The following is a 16,985-nucleotide window of genomic DNA, read 5'->3' as shown; positions in this document are numbered from 1 at the left end:
ATGATTTGGCAAGGCAGATTAGACGGAGAAGAACTTCTCTATCACAGATTATTTCAAAGAGTAAAAGAAGAACATAATTACGACACTATTTCTACAGGAGATTTTGCGTTGCATGGTTTTGCTGTGGATGAGGGCGTAAGAAGAAATAAAGGTCGTCAGGGAGCAAAAGATGCCCCGGATGTGATCAGGAAAAACATGTCTAATTTCCCGGTGATTCTTCCGGATTTTTCAATGCTGGATTTTGGGAATGTTACCTGTGAAGACGGCAACCTGGAAAACACTCAGAATAATCTTGCCAAAAATGTCTCAAAAGTCCTTTTAAAAGGAGGGAAATCTCTTGTTTTGGGCGGAGGACATGAAGTTACCTATGCTCATTATTTAGGCGTTAAAACAGCGTTTCCGGAGCAAAAAATAGGAATTATTAATATTGATGCCCATTTTGATAACCGACAGCCGGAAAAAGGAGTAGGGCCAAGCTCAGGAACCGGATTCTGGCAGATTGCCCAGGAGGGTCCCATTAATTCTTTGCATATCGGAATTCAGAGAAACTCCAATACGTTGAAGCTTTTTGATACAGCTCATCAGTATGGGATGAAATATATCCTGGCAGACGAATTATTTTTTGAAAATCTCACCTCTATCTATCAGCGTATTGATGAATTGCTTGACAATGTAGATTATGCCTATCTAACCATTTGTATGGACGTCTTTAATGCATCAATAGCTCCCGGAGTTTCGGCTGCTGCTTATAATGGTATCTTTGCAGATGCTGCGTTTATGCATTTTTACAGGCATATCTTAAAAAATAAAAAATTGGTGGCGCTGGATGTAGCGGAAGTTAACCCTTCTTTCGATATTCAGGACAGAACCGCAAGACTGGCAGCATGTCTTGTAAATGAATGGCTAATGATGTAAGAGAAATTTATATTCTTCCGATAGAGAAAATCATTATTTTATTAACCCTTAAGGAATGGAATTTGCTGATTTCACCGTGCTTTTAAAATAAAAGCGCTCATAAATTCATTAGCTGAATTTAAAACAGAAATTTATATTATGGAACAATTAATTGAAAGCAAGCTTATTAAAGCAGATAAAGCGTTTTCAGTGTGGAGAAAAGTGCCGTTTGAGGAAAGGCAGAAGTTAATTGCAAAGGCAGCGGAAATTTTAAAGAATAATTCAGAGAAATTTGGAAAAATAATTACAACAGAGATGAATAAACCCATTTCGGAATCTATTGCTGAAGTGGAAAAGTGTGCTTTAATGATGAATTATTATGCCGCTGCTGAAAATATTTTAAAACCCGAAAAAGTAGAATCGGAATTTGCTTATTCTGAAGTTCATTATGCTCCGAAAGGAGTAATCTTAGGTGTAATGCCCTGGAACTTTCCTTTTTGGCAGGTGCTGAGATTTGCAACTCCTGCAATTTTAGCTGGAAATACAATCGTTTTAAAACATGCTTCAATTTGTTTCGGAAGTGGAAATGCCATTGAACAGGTTCTTTTGGAAGCAGGTTTCCCGGAAGGTGTTTTTCAGAATCTTGAAGTAGGGCATAAGGCTGTAAAAGAAATCCTTGAGCATGATGCTGTGAAAGGAGTAAGCCTTACAGGAAGTGGAAAAGCTGGAGGTGAAGTAGCTTCAATTGCTGGTTTAAATATCAAAAAATCTTTGCTTGAATTAGGTGGAAGCGATGCTTTTATCATTTTCGAAGATGCAAACCTTGAGGAGGCAGCAAAAGCCGGAGCGAAATCCAGACTTCAAAACTGCGGACAAACCTGTACAGCGGCAAAAAGATTTATCATTGATGAAAAAATTGAAGATCAGTTTTTACCTATATTTATTGAAGAATATAAAAAATATGAGATAGGAGATCCTTTAGATAAAGAAACCAAACTGGCAGGGATGGCAAGACCGGATCTTGCTGATGAACTGGAAGCACAATTCAATAGAGCATTGGAAAGTGGCGCGGAAATCATTATTCCTTTGGAAAGAGTTTCTGAAAATGAATTTAAACCAGGTTTAATCAGGGTTCAGGAAGGAAATCCGATTTTAAAAGAAGAGCTTTTCGGTCCTCTTGGTATGATTATGATTGCTAAAAATGACGAAGAAGCTCTACAGATGGCTAATGATATTCCTTTTGGACTTTCTAATTCTGTATGGACTAAAAATAAAGAACGCCAGTTATTCTTCATCGAAAATCTTGAGTCGGGGACAGTTAATATCAACCGTATGACGAGCTCGGATCCACGTTTTCCATTCGGAGGCTCAAAGGCTTCTGGATATGGAACAGAGTTGTCTTTATTAGCTTTAAAAGAATTTGTGACGGCTAAAACCATTGTTGGTAATTAAATAGGTGTATGGATGTCATTCCGAGGAACCGAGGAATCTCAGGGATTCTTCACTTCACTCCGTTTCGTTCAGAATGACAAATTACGTTTATAAGTTAACAGTAAACTTTACGCTATAAATAAAAACTCCCGGAAAATTCATTTCCGGGAGTTTTTTTATGATTTGACAAAAAGTAATTTTGCTTATTGCTTATTGCTTATTGCTTATTGCTTATTGCTTATTGCTATACTGTAGTCAATCTTAGTGTATTCGTTTTTCCACCTTCATAAGATGGAGTAGCATTGATATTGATTACAAAATCTCCTGATTCGATATAACCGTAGTTATGCGTTAACATGTTTACCTGGATGATCGTTTCATCAGTAGATTTCTTCATATCATAATAATATGCGTGAACACCCCAAAGAAGGTTTAGCATAGCGATTACTCTTCTGTTACCACTGTATACAATGATGTGAGAGTTTGGTCTGTGTGCTGCAAGCTGGAAAGCTGTATAACCAGAATGAGTAAGAGTTACAATAGCAGAAACGTTGGTTGTTTTAGCAATCCTTACTGCGGCAAGACACACCCTGTTCGTAATGAATCTCTCGTCAATACAATTGTAATCTTTCTCGATAGGCTCATTTTTGTGTTGGTAAAAATGAGTTGTTTCAATATTCTTTACAATTTTAGCCATGTTTTCCACAACCTGTACCGGATATCTACCTACAGAAGTTTCTCCGGAAAGCATTACGGCATCAGCTCCGTCCAATACAGAGTTAGCAACGTCATTTACTTCCGCTCTTGTTGGTGTTAAGCTGTTGATCATCGTTTCCATCATCTGAGTAGCAATGATTACCGGCTTGGAATAGAATCTTGCTTTCTCTACCAGGTTTTTCTGGATAGCAGGAACTTCTTCCATTGGAACTTCTACTCCAAGGTCTCCACGGGCTACCATTAATCCATCACATTCAAGAAGAATTTCTTCGATATTTTTAACGCCCTCAGGCTTTTCAATCTTCGCAATAATCGGAGTCTTGAATTTACCGTTCGGATGGTTTGCAATTAATTCTTTCAGGTCAATGATGTCCTGTGCGTGACGTACGAAAGAAAGAGCAATCCAGTCAACTTCCATATCAAGCATGAAATTAGCATCCTGAACATCTTTTTCCGTCAATGCAGGAAGAGAAACGTTCGTATTAGGCAGGTTAACTCCTTTTTTAGAACTTAACGGACCTCCTTGAATGGTTTTCGCTTTTACAGTATCTTTTTCATTAGTTTCGATAACCTCCAACATGAGCTTCCCATCGTCAATAAGGATTCTTTCTCCTACTTTTACGTCTTGTGGAAACTGTTGGTAAGTCATGTACACCTTAGTGGAATCTCCCTCCATCTTTTCATTGGTGAAAGTAAGAATATCACCTGGGTTCAGGTAAGACCCCTCCTTTACAACTCCCACTCTCAGCTTAGGCCCTTGAAGATCACCCAGGATTCCTACTGAATAACCATACTCGCTGTTGAGCTCTCTAATTATTTCAATATTTTTTCGAACCAAGTCGTAATCTGCGTGGGAAAAATTTATTCTGAAAATATCAACACCCGCTTTCATTAAATCTAACATTACCTCCTTCGACGATGAAGCAGGCCCTAGTGTTGCGATAATTTTTGTCTTCTTTAAATACTTATTCATAATACTGGATAATTTGATAAAGTTCCTCTTCAGAACTCAGTGTATAATCTTGAATTGGAAACACAAGATTTTCAGGGAGCAAAATTACGGAAAAATCAGGAAACTGTTCCGAACTATGCAGAATATATTCCACATCTACCTGATTATTTAATAAAAATTTAATGTTTTCTTCTTCTGTAAAGAGTTCTGTCTGAATTTTTTTTTGCTTACTTTCAGAAGATTTATTGGAAATAAAGGTAAAACAAGTCTTTGTAAACTTGTGGTAGGCCTCATATCTTGGGAAAAAATAATCATAATACCCCCATGGAAGACAAGATCTTTTTTTCTTGAAAAACTTAGGTTGTTGGTTTGATTTATTTTGTAGAAAAACTCATGAGCGGGTATATCTTTGGCTAATCTTACCAATCCTATGGCAATATCTTCAAATTCTATATCATCAAGATCATAAAGTTTTTGGATTTCCAAGTATATTTTCTTTTTTGTTTAAAATATAAAACGCCCTCTGTGCTGCTTTTTCCTCTGCTTTCTTCTTGGAAGTTTCTGTTGCATTGGCAATTTTTTCATCTCCCAGCCATACATGGCACCTGAATACTACAGATTTATTGGCTTGTATTTCCTCGCAGGTTTCGTATTTTATATTGACTTTCTTCTTTTGGCTCCATTCGAGAAGGAGACCTTTATAGCTTACAATTTTATTTTCAAGCTTATTAATTTCGGAAGGGGTCAGCAATTTTTCCAAAATAATCCTTTTGCAAGCATCATAATGGAAGTCCAAATAAACGGCACCAATTAAGGCTTCGAATAAATTTCCGGAGATATTCTCACCCAAAGCTGAAGAACTGTTTTGCTTTTGCAAAAGGCTTGTAAGCTTGAGGTCTTCTCCTAATTTATTGAGATTTTTCCTATTAACAATCTTAGATTTCATTTGTGTCAGATATCCCTCATTGGCCTGAGGGTAGGTCTGGAACAAATGACAAGAAATAATTGTACCCAAAACAGAATCTCCCAAAAATTCAAGTCTTTCGTAGTTGCTGTCTTGATTTTTAGAAGAGTTTTTTAAAGAAAAAGCTTCGCGGTAAAGAGCGATATTCTGTACCTCTGTACCCAAAACTTTTTTAAGCTCGGTACTGAGGAAATACTCTCTTTCCGTTAGTTGTCTTTTTCTTTTTTTGAGAAGGAATTTAGAAAAGTATTTCTGTAACTCCATTCATTGAATTTAGATTTTCTTAAATAGAACGCAAGCGTTATGCCCGCCAAATCCAAAAGTATTGCTCATGGCTACTTTTACATCTTTCTTCACAGCTGTATTAAACGTAAAGTTTAGTCTGCTGTCAATATTTTCATCATCAGTAAAATGGTTGATGGTAGGAGGAACAGTACCATGAATAATAGTTCCTAATGCAGCAATAGCTTCAATGACACCAGCAGCTCCTAAAAGGTGACCAGTCATTGATTTTGTAGAATTAATCTGAATGTCATAAGCGTGCTCGCCTAATAATCTTGAGATGGCATTGGATTCTGCGATGTCTCCTAATGGAGTAGAAGTACCATGCATATTGATATGATCTACTTCATCAGCAGTTAAACCAGCGTCTTCCAGACAACTCTTCATTACCAGATAAGCACCAAGGCCTTCAGGGTGTGGAGCGGTCATGTGATGTGCATCAGCACTTAAACCTCCTCCTAATAATTCTGCATAAATTGTGGCGCCACGTTTTACAGCGTGCTCATATTCTTCAAGAATAATAGTTCCCGCACCTTCACCTAATACAAATCCATCTCTGTCTTTGTCAAAAGGTCTTGAGGCTGTTTTAGGGTCATCATTTCTTGTAGAAAGTGCCATCATTGCATTAAATCCACCGACACCACTTGCTGTAACGGCTGCTTCAGAGCCTCCGCACACAATAACGTCTGCTTTTCCCAACTGGATCAGCATTTTGGAATCAATTATAGCATTTGCTGAAGATGCACATGCAGATACGGTAGTGTAATTAGGCCCGTGGAAACCATACTCAATAGAGATATGTCCTGGAGTGATATCCGCAATCATTTTCGGAATAAAGAACGGGTTGAATCTCGGAATTTCCGTATTGGCCCATCCTAACACTTCAGTTTCAAAAGTCTCTAATCCTCCGATTCCGGAACCCCAGATTACTCCAACTCTGTTTTTATCTACATTGTCTTCAATAATTCCAGAATGTGCTACTGCTTCTCTAGCAGCAACAAGCCCCAATTGAGTATTTCGGTCCATTTTTTTAGCTTCTTTCTTATCGAAATGCTGTAAAGGATCGAAATTTTTCACTTCGCAAGCGAACTTCGTTTTAAAGTTTGTGGCATCAAAAAGAGTAATCGGAGCGGCACCGCTCTCACCTTTAATAAGATTTTCCCAGTATTCTTTTGCATTATTTCCTATTGGTGTTATTGCTCCAAACCCGGTTACAACTACTCTTTTTAATTCCATAAACTTTGTTTAATTTCTTTTTTGTTGAAGAATATTATTTATTTACTACTTCTTCGATGTAAGCGATAGCGTGTCCTACAGTAGTAATTTTTTCAGCTTGGTCATCCGGGATCTGAATGTTAAATTCTTTTTCAAATTCCATGATTAACTCAACTGTATCTAGTGAATCAGCTCCTAAATCGTTAGTGAAGCTAGCTTCAGGAGTTACTTCTGTTTCTTCAACGTCAAGCTTATCAGCGATGATAGCTTTTACTCTTGATGCAATGTCTGACATAGTAAATTATTTTTTTAATTGTTAGATGGTGCAAATATATAAAATTCTTTACGATAAAACATTTTTTTAGTCTTTTTTGTCGACCAGAAGCTTTTATTTTAGATCCCTTAATTTTAGTCTTTTAGTTTTCAGGAGGTTATGCTAGAATGTCTGTTGGCAAGAAATTGAAAAGTCATTGATTGAAACATTGCCATCTATTTCCAAGGCTTTTATTTTCCTTGTTTATTATCATTTTATCGAATTGAAATTATTTCTGCAATTACAAAAACTGTATTGTTTGTCATAAAATCTATATACTGTTCAAAATGGCCTATTGTTTCTTACTCTGTATTTTAAATTTGTTTTTTAATTTGATCAATTCATTTTAATGAAAATATATGCTTCTAAAATAAACTTATATTCTAGATTTTTAAAGTTGAATTTTAAAAATAAAAAGAAAATTTTGTCATTTTGAATAATGTTGTTGTGTAGTGTGTGATGTTTAATGTATTTGAATTTCAGTTGTTTATAAATATGGCGTAGATTTGAAGTAGTGCTTTTTTTGCATGTTGTCCGGATTTGAAATTTACTTTGCGAAAAATTATTCAACAAAAAAATTAGTTAATAACTTTTAATTTAAAACACTATGACGAAGAAATTATTATTAGCAGCAACTATTGCTGTTTCATCTATTGCGTATGGACAGGTCGGAATCAATACTGCAATCCCTAAAGCAACATTAGATGTTGTATCCTCACCTTTAGATCCTACAAAAACTGATGGTTTTATCGCTCCAAGATTAACAGGAGCTGAACTGAAAGCAAAAGATAGCAAGTATGATGTTCCACAAATCGGAACTATTATTTATGTTACCCAAGCATTACTTCCTGTTGATACAACAACAAAGACAGCCAATGTCACTTCTGTTGGTTATTACTATTTTGATGGTACGATATGGCAGATTTTAAATACTACATCTAATGGTGTCTGGAATAAAAAAGGAACTACCAATACTATTGCAAAAACAACCACCGATAATATTTGGAGAGCTGGAAGTGCGGCCATAGGAGAAGATATTGGTAATTCTGCTGTTAAATTTGCTATTACGAATAGGATTACAGATGGAACTACAGGAAACTCTTCAGGCCTTGGAAGTATAGAATATAGTAATGGGCCGGGGCAAAAAGTGCAATATTTGGCCTTCTTGAAGATACTGCTACATCCGGTACCAGTGTAAATCTCGGTGTATTAAGTACTGTAAATGACAAATCAATGACTATGTCAGGTGGAAGTAGTGGGTCTTTTGCTTATTATTTAATTGGTTCAAAGAGCAATCCATCAACAACAATTACAGGTGCAAGCAATACTGCTTTTCTATATTCAACAGGTACTCTTACATCCGGAAATGTTTTTGGTAACTTATCTTATGCTGGTGGAGATACTGCTTCCAGTGTTTATAATAATGGAGATATTAGCGTAAATAATCTACGCGCATACGAAGGATCTGCAAGACCATACACGGTAAGTGGGCATGCATTTACATCACCCATGGTAATCGGAGGACAAATGGAAGTAAGCCTGCAGGGAAGTGGCTCATCAAACCTTACGTCTGCTTATGGAGTTAATGCATCACTTAATACTACAATGGCAGGAGGTAGCCTAAATATTTCTAATGCTTTTGCTGCATTAAGATCTTATACAGGGTTTGGCTCAACAGGAACTTATACAGTGAACAAACTATATGGTGTATTTGTTGATGCAGCGGAGTCTGGAAGTGGAAGCAGAACTATTAGTAATTCATACGGTCTTTTTATAAGTCGTTATCGTTTTACAGGTGATGTTGCCAGTAATGCTTATAATCTATATTCTCAAGGTGCTGATACAAAGAATTATTTTCAAGGAAGAATCGGTGCCGGAACGAATGTTCCTGCTGCTCAGTTACATGTTGTAAAGCAAGCAGCTGATCTTACACCAGCAATTATCGTAGGGTGTCCTGATTTGGCAGATAATAATGCAGCAGTTGCATATGGCCTACCAGTGGGAGCTTTGTACAGAACAGGTGATTTCATAAAAGTTGTACACTAATTCTGAATTTTTTTCATTTTTTACATATGTGTATTTGGGTAGTGGCTGTTATTGCAGCCACTATTTTAAATTCTAAACAAGAATATGATTCAGAATAACTAATAAAAGATGATCATTGTAGGAATTTTTATTTTATCAATATTTTATTACTTCTTTATATAAGTAACATTCATTATATTTATTTTGCATAAACTCCATATCAAATGTGGATTCAGTTTGAATATAGGATTTCTGTTAATGTTTGAGATGCAGATAGAAATCTCTTCATAAATTCATACTGCAAAAAAATGAACTTGGCTAAAAGGCTTTTGATTTTAATTAATAGTAAAGCTAGCAAAATGGTAGCATAATAAATAAATCTCTGAAAAGCTCTAACAATGATTCAATATTGTTGTTTCTGGATAATCTTCTGGTTAACTAAAAAAATGAATAAATGATAAGGAACTAACGGTTATTTCAGAATCAGCAGATATATTGGCAAATGTAGTTATATTTATAGGTTATCCTTTTTATTCACTTACTTTTTTTAAATTTACCTAAATCATAAAAAAAAATGAGTTAATACTATGCTAAAAAAAATACTTTTTATGCTTTTGACAGTTTTTATTTTTGTAGATTTTTTAGGACAAAAGTATACCTCAAAAGAAATAGATAGTCTTGATAAAATAGCGACTTTTAGTATGGCAAATAAAAAGGAAGCTTTAAAACTGCTTCTTAAATATGTTGACATTGCTGCTAAAAATGGATATGAGAAAGAAGAAATTTCTGCAATGTATCATGCTACAATTGTTTATTTTGATCTGGGAGAATATGAAAAACTGATAGAATATTCTGTAAGGGTTGAAGATTATGCTCATAAGGTTGGCGATCCGTTTTACGAAATGGTTGCCATTCGTATGAGAGCAATGGCATATATGAAGTTAGGAGTCTATAATAAATCGGAAAGCTTGTTTAAGGGAGCACTTGAAAAAGCATCAAATCTAAAGGGGGATAAAATGTATGCGGGAAAAGGGTCATTGTTTAGTGATTTAGTGATTCTCAGAAGTGAAATGGGACTGTCTTGTGATGATAGTACATTGGTTTATCTTAAGGAGAGTTTGAAATGGTACAACAAAATGCAAAATAAAGATAAAAAAGAAATATCCTTAATTCCAATGTATTCTAATATAGGTCTGTATTTTTCTGAAATAAATCAACTTGATTCTGCATTTTATTACAGCCGAAAGGCATTAAGGCTTTCTGTTTTGAGAAGAGATACAATGAATTTAGGTATTATTTCCAGTTATATAGGTTCTTTTTATTATAAGAGTAATGATCAGGATAGTGCTTTTTATTATTTAAAACAAGCTTTATCTATTACAAAACGCAGTGCAAGACCTTATCAATTGAAGGATGTTTATGATAACCTTGCTCTTGTTTATGAAAAACAAAAAGATTATAAAAATTCCTTGTTTTACAGAAATAAATATAAAAAACTTGATGACAGTTTACGTAATGTTGAAAAAATAGCTGTAAATAAAGAGTCAATACGGGATAATGAAAAAAGCAAAAAGCAATCTGGTAGATTTTATCTTATTTTAGGCTTTACTTTAAGCGTCTTATTGATCATGATATATTATGCAGTAAGATATTTTAAAAGATACCGAAAAGAAAGAAATGAGAAGAAACAAAAGGAAGTGGTAATTTCTGATTTAGAAAATAAAATGAATGATGCTTTCGAAGAGATGGTTCAATTAGCAAAATCAGATAATCCTGCTTTTCTTTTAAGATTTAAAGAGATTTATCCGGAATTTTATAAAAAACTCTCAGAAACGTATCCTTTTCTCACTTCAGGACAGCTTAAATTTTGTGCATTGCTCCGGCTTAATTTTTCTACTAAAGAAATTGCTCATTATAATCACCTGACTATTCGGGGAATTGAAACCAAGAAAAACAGGTTGAGGAAACAATTGGATATTCCCTCACATGAAGATCTCAATAACTGGATGATGAAATTTTAAAAATTCAGTTTTAATATTTATATTTTATCATAATGACTCGTCCTAACATATCGTTACAACTAAAAAAGTAATGTTATGGAACAATTTAATAATCAGTATGTAAAGCGTAGTCAAAAAGATTACAGTTTATCCTTTAAACTAGCCGTAGTGGGTGAAGTAGAAAGTGGTTCGATTGGAAATCGGGCAGCAATGCGCAAATATGGTATCCAGGGACATGGTACTATTACCGAATGGCGTAGAAAATATGGTAACTTTGATCTGGATAACCGTTCACAAAGTAAAGCTATGCAAACCCCGGAACAAAAAATCAGAGAACTTGAAGAGAAGCTAAAACGTTTGGAGCACCAGAATCGATTCTTAGAGAACCGCTTAGTAAAATCTGAAGATAAAGCTTCTATTCTGGATAAGCTGATTGATTTAGCCGAAGAAGAATACCTGATTCAGGTAAGAAAAAACTTCTCTCCCGATCAATCCAATATATCAGCAAAGAAAACAAAAAAGCGATAAGCTATCTTTGCGGATTGGTCGGGATTAGCCGACAGCGCTATTATCGAAGCTTCTGGATTACAGAAAGCAAAAGAGCCAAAGCTGATCAGGTGATTCAGCTTGTCAATAGCTTACGGGTGATGATGCCTCGTCTGGGCACAAGAAAGCTCTATCATATGCTGGAACCCTCGTTACAGTCCTTACATGTAGGCAGAGATAAGCTTTTCCGTATATTGAAAGCTAATGATATGCTTATAAAGCCTAAAAGAAACTACCGGATAACCACTGATTCCCATCATCGATTCAGAAAACATAAAAATCTGATAGAAGACATGCTGCTGGAACACCCTGAACAGGTATGGGTTTCGGATATCACTTATATTGGGGGTAGAGACCGTAATTGTTATCTGTCTTTGGTCACTGATGCTTATTCTAAAAAGATAATGGGATATGATGTTTCTAATAGTCTGGCAGCTCAGGGGGCTCTTAGTGCATTGAATATGGCTATAAAGCAGAGAATGTATAAGGAAAGCTTAATTCATCATTCTGACAGGGGTTTTCAGTATTGTAGTATGGATTATCAGAAAATACTGAAAAAGAAAAACATTAGTCCTTCAATGACCGAGAGTTACGATCCTTATGCAAATGCAATTGCAGAAAGGGTAAATGGGATACTTAAACAAGAGTTTCTATTGGAAGACTATCATGTTAATATACAAACAATGAAGCTATTAGTAGAAGATGCCATCACAATTTATAATACTAAAAGACCACATTGGTCGTGTTATATGAAAACACCTGAACAAATGCACAAACAGAATAGTGTAAAAATAAGAACCTATAAAAACAAATATAGTTGTAAGGATAGCCCTACAACTATATCATAAATATTAGTATTTTTATCTTATTAATCTGTAACGATTATTTACGACTAGTCATTTAGTGGAGTTGGAGGGACTACTTTTTTGAATGTAATTTGTTTTGGCTTTACTTTTGTATTCTTTGTAAAACCTTTATTATAGGTGATTTAATCAAAATTTGATTTAATTTGATTAAATGATATTTAAAAATTTCGGATACAATTTCGGATACAGTTTTAAAATAAACAATATATTATGGCATCAGTTAGTTACTATTTGAGAAGTAAAGTTTTAGACAAAGAATGTACAATTTGGCTACGATTTAGAGATAAGGATATTGATTTAAAAGCTCCCATACCTTATTTGTCATGTAAGCCTAAAGATTGGAAAGATGGAAAGTGTAAGATGGCTTCTAAAAAAGTTACTGAAAATGATGTTGATACAATTAATGTACGTTTATCAAAATTGGAGGCAGATATTATTTCAAAGTATAAGGTAGATAATCCAGAGGTTGATATTAAAGAATGGTTGGAATCGGTTATTGAGCCACAAAAGATGAAAATTGATGAAGAAACTAAATATTCTGATGAAGTGCTTTCTTTCTTTGAGGTGTATATAGATTTAAAGAAAAATGAAAACGCCTCTCTTTCCACAATTAAGAAGACTAATGTTGTGAAAAATTTGCTCAGTAGGTATATTGAGTATAAACAGGCGAAGAAAAAGACGTTTGCAAATTTAAAGTTTAAAGACTTAGATAATCATTTCAGAACTGATTTTGAAAGTTATTGTAAAAAAGAATTATACAGTATTTCTACTACTTATAGGGATTTGAAATTTTTAAAGACTGTCTGCAAAGTAGCAGAATCATTTGATATTGCTGTTCATAAACATGTCATGAATTGGAGGTTTGAAGTAGAGAAGGCTACAAAACATATTCCTAAATCCATTTATTTGACGTTTGAAGAGCTTGAAAAGATTGAGTGTGCAAAAATGCCACATGACTATCTGGATAATGCAAGAGATTGGCTTTTGATAGCTTGTTATACGGCACAACGTGTTAGCGATTATTTGAGGTTCGCCTCGTCAATGATTGTAGAAGATACAGAAGGTCAGAAGTATATTGAATTTACACAGAGAAAAACTAATGCTAAAATGAAAATTCCTTTATTGAAAAAGGTTTTGGAGATTCTAAATAAGAGAGGGGGAGAGTTTCCTCGTAAAATATCAGAGGTAAATCTTAACCTCTATATAAAGCAAGTTTGTGAGATTGCTGGGATTAATGAGATTGTATATAATGGAAGGACTGAAGTAATAAAAAGAGAAGGTAAAAAGAATATTACAAGAAAAGTCTTTGCAAAATTTCCTAAACATAAGTTGGTTACATCTCACATTGGACGAAAGAGTTTTGCTTCTAATTTTTATGAAATAATTCCTACAGCACTTTTATTGAACTTTACGGGTCACACCACGGAAAAGCAGTTGCTAGGGTATATTAATAAAACAGATGTTGAAAGGGCAAAATCTACAGCAAAATTTTTTAAAAATTTGGGGTATTAATTATTTATGCCATTTTGGCATGATTTTTGTTATATACTAACTAACGAAGGTTAAAATATTTTATATAAAAGCTTTCGATAATAATTTTGGCTATCAAGTCAAGATTTTAGAAACCTATTAATGTTACATCAGCATTGATAGGTTTTTTGCTTTAAAGGCAGTAAAAGAAATTTTGCTGTCTAACAGGAGGATTATGTCCTGTAATTAAAAATAAACTAAATAACAGAAAAAAGAATAGACATATAAATTTGAAGATAGATCAAAGACCTTTTAAAGAAAGGGGTCTTTTTTTTATACCCAGAAATTTATTATACATAAAATAATATTAATTAAAAAATAAAAATATGAGCACATTGCAACTGGTACATGTACCTAAAGACGAACTAATTACAGAAATTGAAAAAGTAGTTATTAAAGTATTGGAAGCCCTTAAAGTCGGTGGGCAACCTGAAAAAGAAAAGGAACTTTACACCAGAAAAGAAGTGATGGAACTGCTAGATGTTACCTACTCCACACTTTTTAACTGGAATAAGAAAAAGATTTTAGTTCCTAGAAAATTCGGACACAGGGTTTATTATGCCAAAGAAGAAGTTTTAGCATGTAAGCAAGGTGTAAAAAAATGATAATATTTATCAGATAAAGTTTTATAAATAAAATCTCGGGAAACTTATAAAATTTCAACTTAGTATAATTTAAAAATAACAAAATTCAATATGCAACCATATCTGTAATAAATATTACGGAAGGAATTGTCATGTCCAAACTTTAACAAACAAAATACATATATCATGAAGAATTTTAGCAAAAGCATCCAAATTAAAAACAAAAAAATTAACAAGGAAAACATGAAAATAATTAGTAAAGCGGAATTCAAGCGAGAGCTAATACTTGCTGAAATCACTTATCAGCTTGAATTAGAAAAAAGACTAAGGAGCGAAGCTAAAGGCTTATATTTTGAAACTGACAGCGAAGAACAAATATGGGTTTATAAGGATTCTAAAATTGTAGCCGATGTTTATAATGAAGGAGAATGGGAAAACAGAATTAATGTTACAATAAATATTAATCCTTATTCTAATGTTACATTTAAGAAAGTTGAAAAGAAGCTCCGTGATTTCTTATTCAATGAGTGGACTAGAGAACAATTTGATAAGCTTGAAATCAGTGAGTCATGCCTAAGTAATGACTCTGAACAATGGAAAGATCATCAATAAAATATTAACCAGCAATGGAAGTTTATTTTTACTTGTGTAAAACTTCCATTGTTTTAAAAAAATGTAATATCATGGCACAAAAAATATTATCTAAAACTAAAACAGCAAGAAAACTAACCAAAAACGAAAAACATAGAATTACAATTGCAAATCTGGTGTTAATCCCTTCCGTAATCAAAAATTATATAGATACGCTCGTTAAAGTTTATCGCCCGACCTTCAAATACAAACTAAAAGTTGAGTTTTTCTACTATATCATTACAACCATAATAAGACGCCAAAATACCTACGAAAATAAAACGTTAGAGAATATTCCCGTAGCACTTAATGCAACGATTTTAAAAGGTATAAAGTCAGACTATAATGAATATATTGATTGGCTTATTGAACAAGAAGTTATTTTCAAGGCTGAAAATTACGAGCCTGGACACTCTTCAAATAAATATTGCTTTTCAGACTTTATTTTATCATCCCTAAAAGACGATTCAAGCCCTGAAATAGTAGAAATGGAAGCATTAGCATCCGACACTGTCATCGTTTCAAAATCCATTCAGCAATCACCCGTATATAAGGAAAATGAGCATCTTTTAAAATGGTTTGACGATAAATTGGTAATAGATTTTGAAGGTGCTAAAAACTATATTCAGGACTTGGTATTTTATGAAAATGGGTATTTTGATTTCACTCATAGAAAAGTTCATTGGAAGCATCAAATATCGGCTTTACACAATAAAGTTTTTCATGCAACCCGAAACAAGGAAAGTGATTTTCGTTTACATACCGTTTTAACGAGCTTGAAGAAAATATTTAAACCTTTTGTTACTTATAATGGTCAGAAACTCATAGGTTATGATTTAAAAAATTCACAACCGTTTTTCTTGATATTTTTAATAGATTCTATTATAAGTAATAATGATATAATTAATAATATATTAGATAGAATATATAATAAAAAAGAAATTAAATCCTTTATGTTGCAGAAACTCTGGGAACGCCTTTGTACAGAGGATTTCAGAGAAGAATATGCAGTTTTTAAAAACTGGGTTCTTGATGGTAGAATTTATGAGAATATGACAGGGATAATTACGCCCGATCAACATTTAGGGAGCTTTTATACCTACAAATATAATGAAAGGTTAAAGTATAAAGTTAGAGAAATACATGATAGTTCACGAAATACAATGAAAGGGGTGTTTTTCACACTTTTGTTTTGTGGGATAAAAACAAAAGATAAGCATTATCACACTTTCAAAAAAGCTTTTCCAAATTTGGTAGCGGTCATGGATATATTTAAAATGAAAAATAACGCTGACTTTTCAAGAATCCTTCAGAATATTGAATCGGAGTGTATTATTGATTACGTGACCAGAAAGATTGCAAAAGAGTATCCAGAAATGCCATTATTTACCATTCATGACTCAATCTCTACCACAGAGAATTACGCAGAGATTTTAAAGGCTTTAATACCTCAATACATATATGAATACACTGGCTTAATAGCTAAAATAGAAGAGGAAAAATGGAAAAAGCATGATTTTCAGATTGATTATAAAAAACGATTAGAATTATATCCCGAATGGTACACTTATAACGGGTTTTAAGGTAACTTTTTAGGATATTCAAGGATATTCATCTCAAATAAAAAACAGGCTTATTTTGAGCCTGTTTCTTGTCTTATTTTCATAGTTGTTCTATACAATTGCTTTAAAAATTCTTGGAGTAAAGTTAGTGTTGAAAATTCGCTCTTTAAAATCTTTGTAATGCCTTAACCTACATTGCAATGAGCATGAAAATTTACTAAAACCATAAGGCTCATAATAATCAATAATCCCATCACACCTTTGCAATCTGAAAATGTAAGAATACTTTTCTTTTGTTATTTGAGCTTCATAAATCGCTCCATTGTAATTAACTTGTAATTTCATTTTAATTGATTTTAAATTATTTACAATTATACAACATGAATTAAGTGGTTGAGGTTTTGCTTATTTAAGTATTCAAGTTATTGATTTTCATTATTTTGAATATTGTTATCTTCGTCGGCTTTTATCTTT

The 16,985-nt window shown here is 33.5% G+C and carries 15 protein-coding genes and 1 pseudogene; 11 read left to right on the top strand and 5 right to left on the bottom strand.

The genetic code is table 11. From position 1 onward, the window contains the following. Entirely contained in the window at positions 1 to 915 is a 915-nt protein-coding gene (hutG, locus tag CLU97_RS18685; RefSeq protein ID WP_121489266.1) for a formimidoylglutamase, read from the top strand. A 138-nt stretch (positions 916 to 1,053) separates the two neighbouring features. Continuing rightward, complete coding sequence (locus CLU97_RS18680) at positions 1,054 to 2,346, top strand: aldehyde dehydrogenase family protein (protein ID WP_121489265.1); 1,293 nt, start codon at positions 1,054 to 1,056, stop codon at positions 2,344 to 2,346. Between the two features lie 223 nt (positions 2,347 to 2,569). Here CLU97_RS18680 and pyk read toward each other — a convergent pair whose 3' ends face one another. The 5 genes and pseudogenes from pyk to CLU97_RS18655 form a co-directional block, all read right to left on the bottom strand. Further along, a complete protein-coding gene (gene pyk / locus CLU97_RS18675; protein ID WP_121489264.1) occupies positions 2,570 to 4,015 on the bottom strand; it encodes a pyruvate kinase in 1,446 nt (481 codons plus the stop codon). Continuing rightward, positions 4,008 to 4,286, bottom strand: a pseudogene (locus CLU97_RS24110) (IPExxxVDY family protein); the annotation flags it as partial. The gene pyk and the pseudogene CLU97_RS24110, both read right to left, overlap by 8 nt. A gap of 171 nt (positions 4,287 to 4,457) precedes the next feature. Next, positions 4,458 to 5,222, bottom strand: a complete 765-nt coding sequence (gene rnc, locus CLU97_RS18665) for a ribonuclease III (RefSeq protein ID WP_121489263.1) — start codon at positions 5,220 to 5,222, stop codon at positions 4,458 to 4,460. Positions 5,223 to 5,231: 9 nt separating this feature from the next. Then, positions 5,232 to 6,476, bottom strand: a complete 1,245-nt coding sequence (gene fabF, locus CLU97_RS18660; protein WP_121489262.1) for a beta-ketoacyl-ACP synthase II — start codon at positions 6,474 to 6,476, stop codon at positions 5,232 to 5,234. Positions 6,477 to 6,510: 34 nt separating this feature from the next. Continuing rightward, the gene (locus CLU97_RS18655; RefSeq protein WP_002976354.1) at positions 6,511 to 6,750 is read right to left on the bottom strand and encodes an acyl carrier protein; all 240 of its coding nucleotides are present in this window, start codon (positions 6,748 to 6,750) and stop codon (positions 6,511 to 6,513) included. A 625-nt stretch (positions 6,751 to 7,375) separates the two neighbouring features. Here CLU97_RS18655 and CLU97_RS18650 point away from each other — a divergent pair. From CLU97_RS18650 to CLU97_RS18615, 9 genes are all read left to right on the top strand, one after another. After that, complete coding sequence (locus CLU97_RS18650; protein ID WP_121489261.1) at positions 7,376 to 7,966, top strand: hypothetical protein; 591 nt, start codon at positions 7,376 to 7,378, stop codon at positions 7,964 to 7,966. A gap of 41 nt (positions 7,967 to 8,007) precedes the next feature. Beyond that, on the top strand, positions 8,008 to 8,814 hold the full coding sequence (locus CLU97_RS18645; protein ID WP_121489260.1) for a hypothetical protein: 807 nt from the start codon (positions 8,008 to 8,010) through the stop codon (positions 8,812 to 8,814). Between the two features lie 566 nt (positions 8,815 to 9,380). Beyond that, positions 9,381 to 10,814, top strand: a complete 1,434-nt coding sequence (locus tag CLU97_RS18640; RefSeq protein WP_121489259.1) for a hypothetical protein — start codon at positions 9,381 to 9,383, stop codon at positions 10,812 to 10,814. A gap of 75 nt (positions 10,815 to 10,889) precedes the next feature. Next, a complete protein-coding gene (locus CLU97_RS24105) occupies positions 10,890 to 11,321 on the top strand; it encodes a hypothetical protein (protein WP_228437552.1) in 432 nt (143 codons plus the stop codon). 14 nt (positions 11,322 to 11,335) lie between these two features. Continuing rightward, positions 11,336 to 12,187: an IS3 family transposase gene (locus CLU97_RS18635; protein ID WP_262690511.1), complete on the top strand. Its 852-nt coding sequence runs from the start codon at positions 11,336 to 11,338 to the stop codon at positions 12,185 to 12,187. Positions 12,188 to 12,415: 228 nt separating this feature from the next. Next, positions 12,416 to 13,717: a phage integrase SAM-like domain-containing protein gene (locus tag CLU97_RS18630; RefSeq protein WP_121489258.1), complete on the top strand. Its 1,302-nt coding sequence runs from the start codon at positions 12,416 to 12,418 to the stop codon at positions 13,715 to 13,717. Positions 13,718 to 14,061: 344 nt separating this feature from the next. Beyond that, positions 14,062 to 14,340 (top strand): helix-turn-helix domain-containing protein, encoded by a 279-nt coding sequence (locus CLU97_RS18625; RefSeq protein ID WP_121489257.1) that lies wholly within the window; start codon positions 14,062 to 14,064, stop codon positions 14,338 to 14,340. Between the two features lie 165 nt (positions 14,341 to 14,505). Continuing rightward, entirely contained in the window at positions 14,506 to 14,931 is a 426-nt protein-coding gene (locus tag CLU97_RS18620; RefSeq protein ID WP_121489256.1) for a hypothetical protein, read from the top strand. A 71-nt stretch (positions 14,932 to 15,002) separates the two neighbouring features. Continuing rightward, a complete protein-coding gene (locus tag CLU97_RS18615) occupies positions 15,003 to 16,532 on the top strand; it encodes a hypothetical protein (protein ID WP_121489255.1) in 1,530 nt (509 codons plus the stop codon). Positions 16,533 to 16,985: the final 453 nt, after the last annotated feature.

Source organism: Chryseobacterium sp. 7 (genome assembly GCF_003663845.1).
In the GTDB taxonomy this organism is placed as follows: domain Bacteria; phylum Bacteroidota; class Bacteroidia; order Flavobacteriales; family Weeksellaceae; genus Chryseobacterium.
This window is presented reverse-complemented; position numbering and strand designations above follow the sequence as displayed.

What these genes read in the sequence shown, in the direction of transcription:
- CLU97_RS18615 (WP_121489255.1), top strand. Translation starts at nt 15,003, where the DNA reads ATGGCACAAAAAATATTATCTAAAACTAAAACAGCAAGAAAACTAACC.
- CLU97_RS18655 (WP_002976354.1), bottom strand. Translation starts at nt 6,750, where the DNA reads ATGTCAGACATTGCATCAAGAGTAAAAGCTATCATCGCTGATAAGCTT.
- CLU97_RS18630 (WP_121489258.1), top strand. Translation starts at nt 12,416, where the DNA reads ATGGCATCAGTTAGTTACTATTTGAGAAGTAAAGTTTTAGACAAAGAA.
- CLU97_RS18640 (WP_121489259.1), top strand. Translation starts at nt 9,381, where the DNA reads ATGCTAAAAAAAATACTTTTTATGCTTTTGACAGTTTTTATTTTTGTA.
- CLU97_RS18625 (WP_121489257.1), top strand. Translation starts at nt 14,062, where the DNA reads ATGAGCACATTGCAACTGGTACATGTACCTAAAGACGAACTAATTACA.
- fabF (WP_121489262.1), bottom strand. Translation starts at nt 6,476, where the DNA reads ATGGAATTAAAAAGAGTAGTTGTAACCGGGTTTGGAGCAATAACACCA.
- CLU97_RS18645 (WP_121489260.1), top strand. Translation starts at nt 8,008, where the DNA reads ATGTCAGGTGGAAGTAGTGGGTCTTTTGCTTATTATTTAATTGGTTCA.
- hutG (WP_121489266.1), top strand. Translation starts at nt 1, where the DNA reads ATGATTTGGCAAGGCAGATTAGACGGAGAAGAACTTCTCTATCACAGA.
- CLU97_RS24105 (WP_228437552.1), top strand. Translation starts at nt 10,890, where the DNA reads ATGGAACAATTTAATAATCAGTATGTAAAGCGTAGTCAAAAAGATTAC.
- CLU97_RS18620 (WP_121489256.1), top strand. Translation starts at nt 14,506, where the DNA reads ATGAAGAATTTTAGCAAAAGCATCCAAATTAAAAACAAAAAAATTAAC.
- pyk (WP_121489264.1), bottom strand. Translation starts at nt 4,015, where the DNA reads ATGAATAAGTATTTAAAGAAGACAAAAATTATCGCAACACTAGGGCCT.
- CLU97_RS18650 (WP_121489261.1), top strand. Translation starts at nt 7,376, where the DNA reads ATGACGAAGAAATTATTATTAGCAGCAACTATTGCTGTTTCATCTATT.
- rnc (WP_121489263.1), bottom strand. Translation starts at nt 5,222, where the DNA reads ATGGAGTTACAGAAATACTTTTCTAAATTCCTTCTCAAAAAAAGAAAA.
- CLU97_RS18680 (WP_121489265.1), top strand. Translation starts at nt 1,054, where the DNA reads ATGGAACAATTAATTGAAAGCAAGCTTATTAAAGCAGATAAAGCGTTT.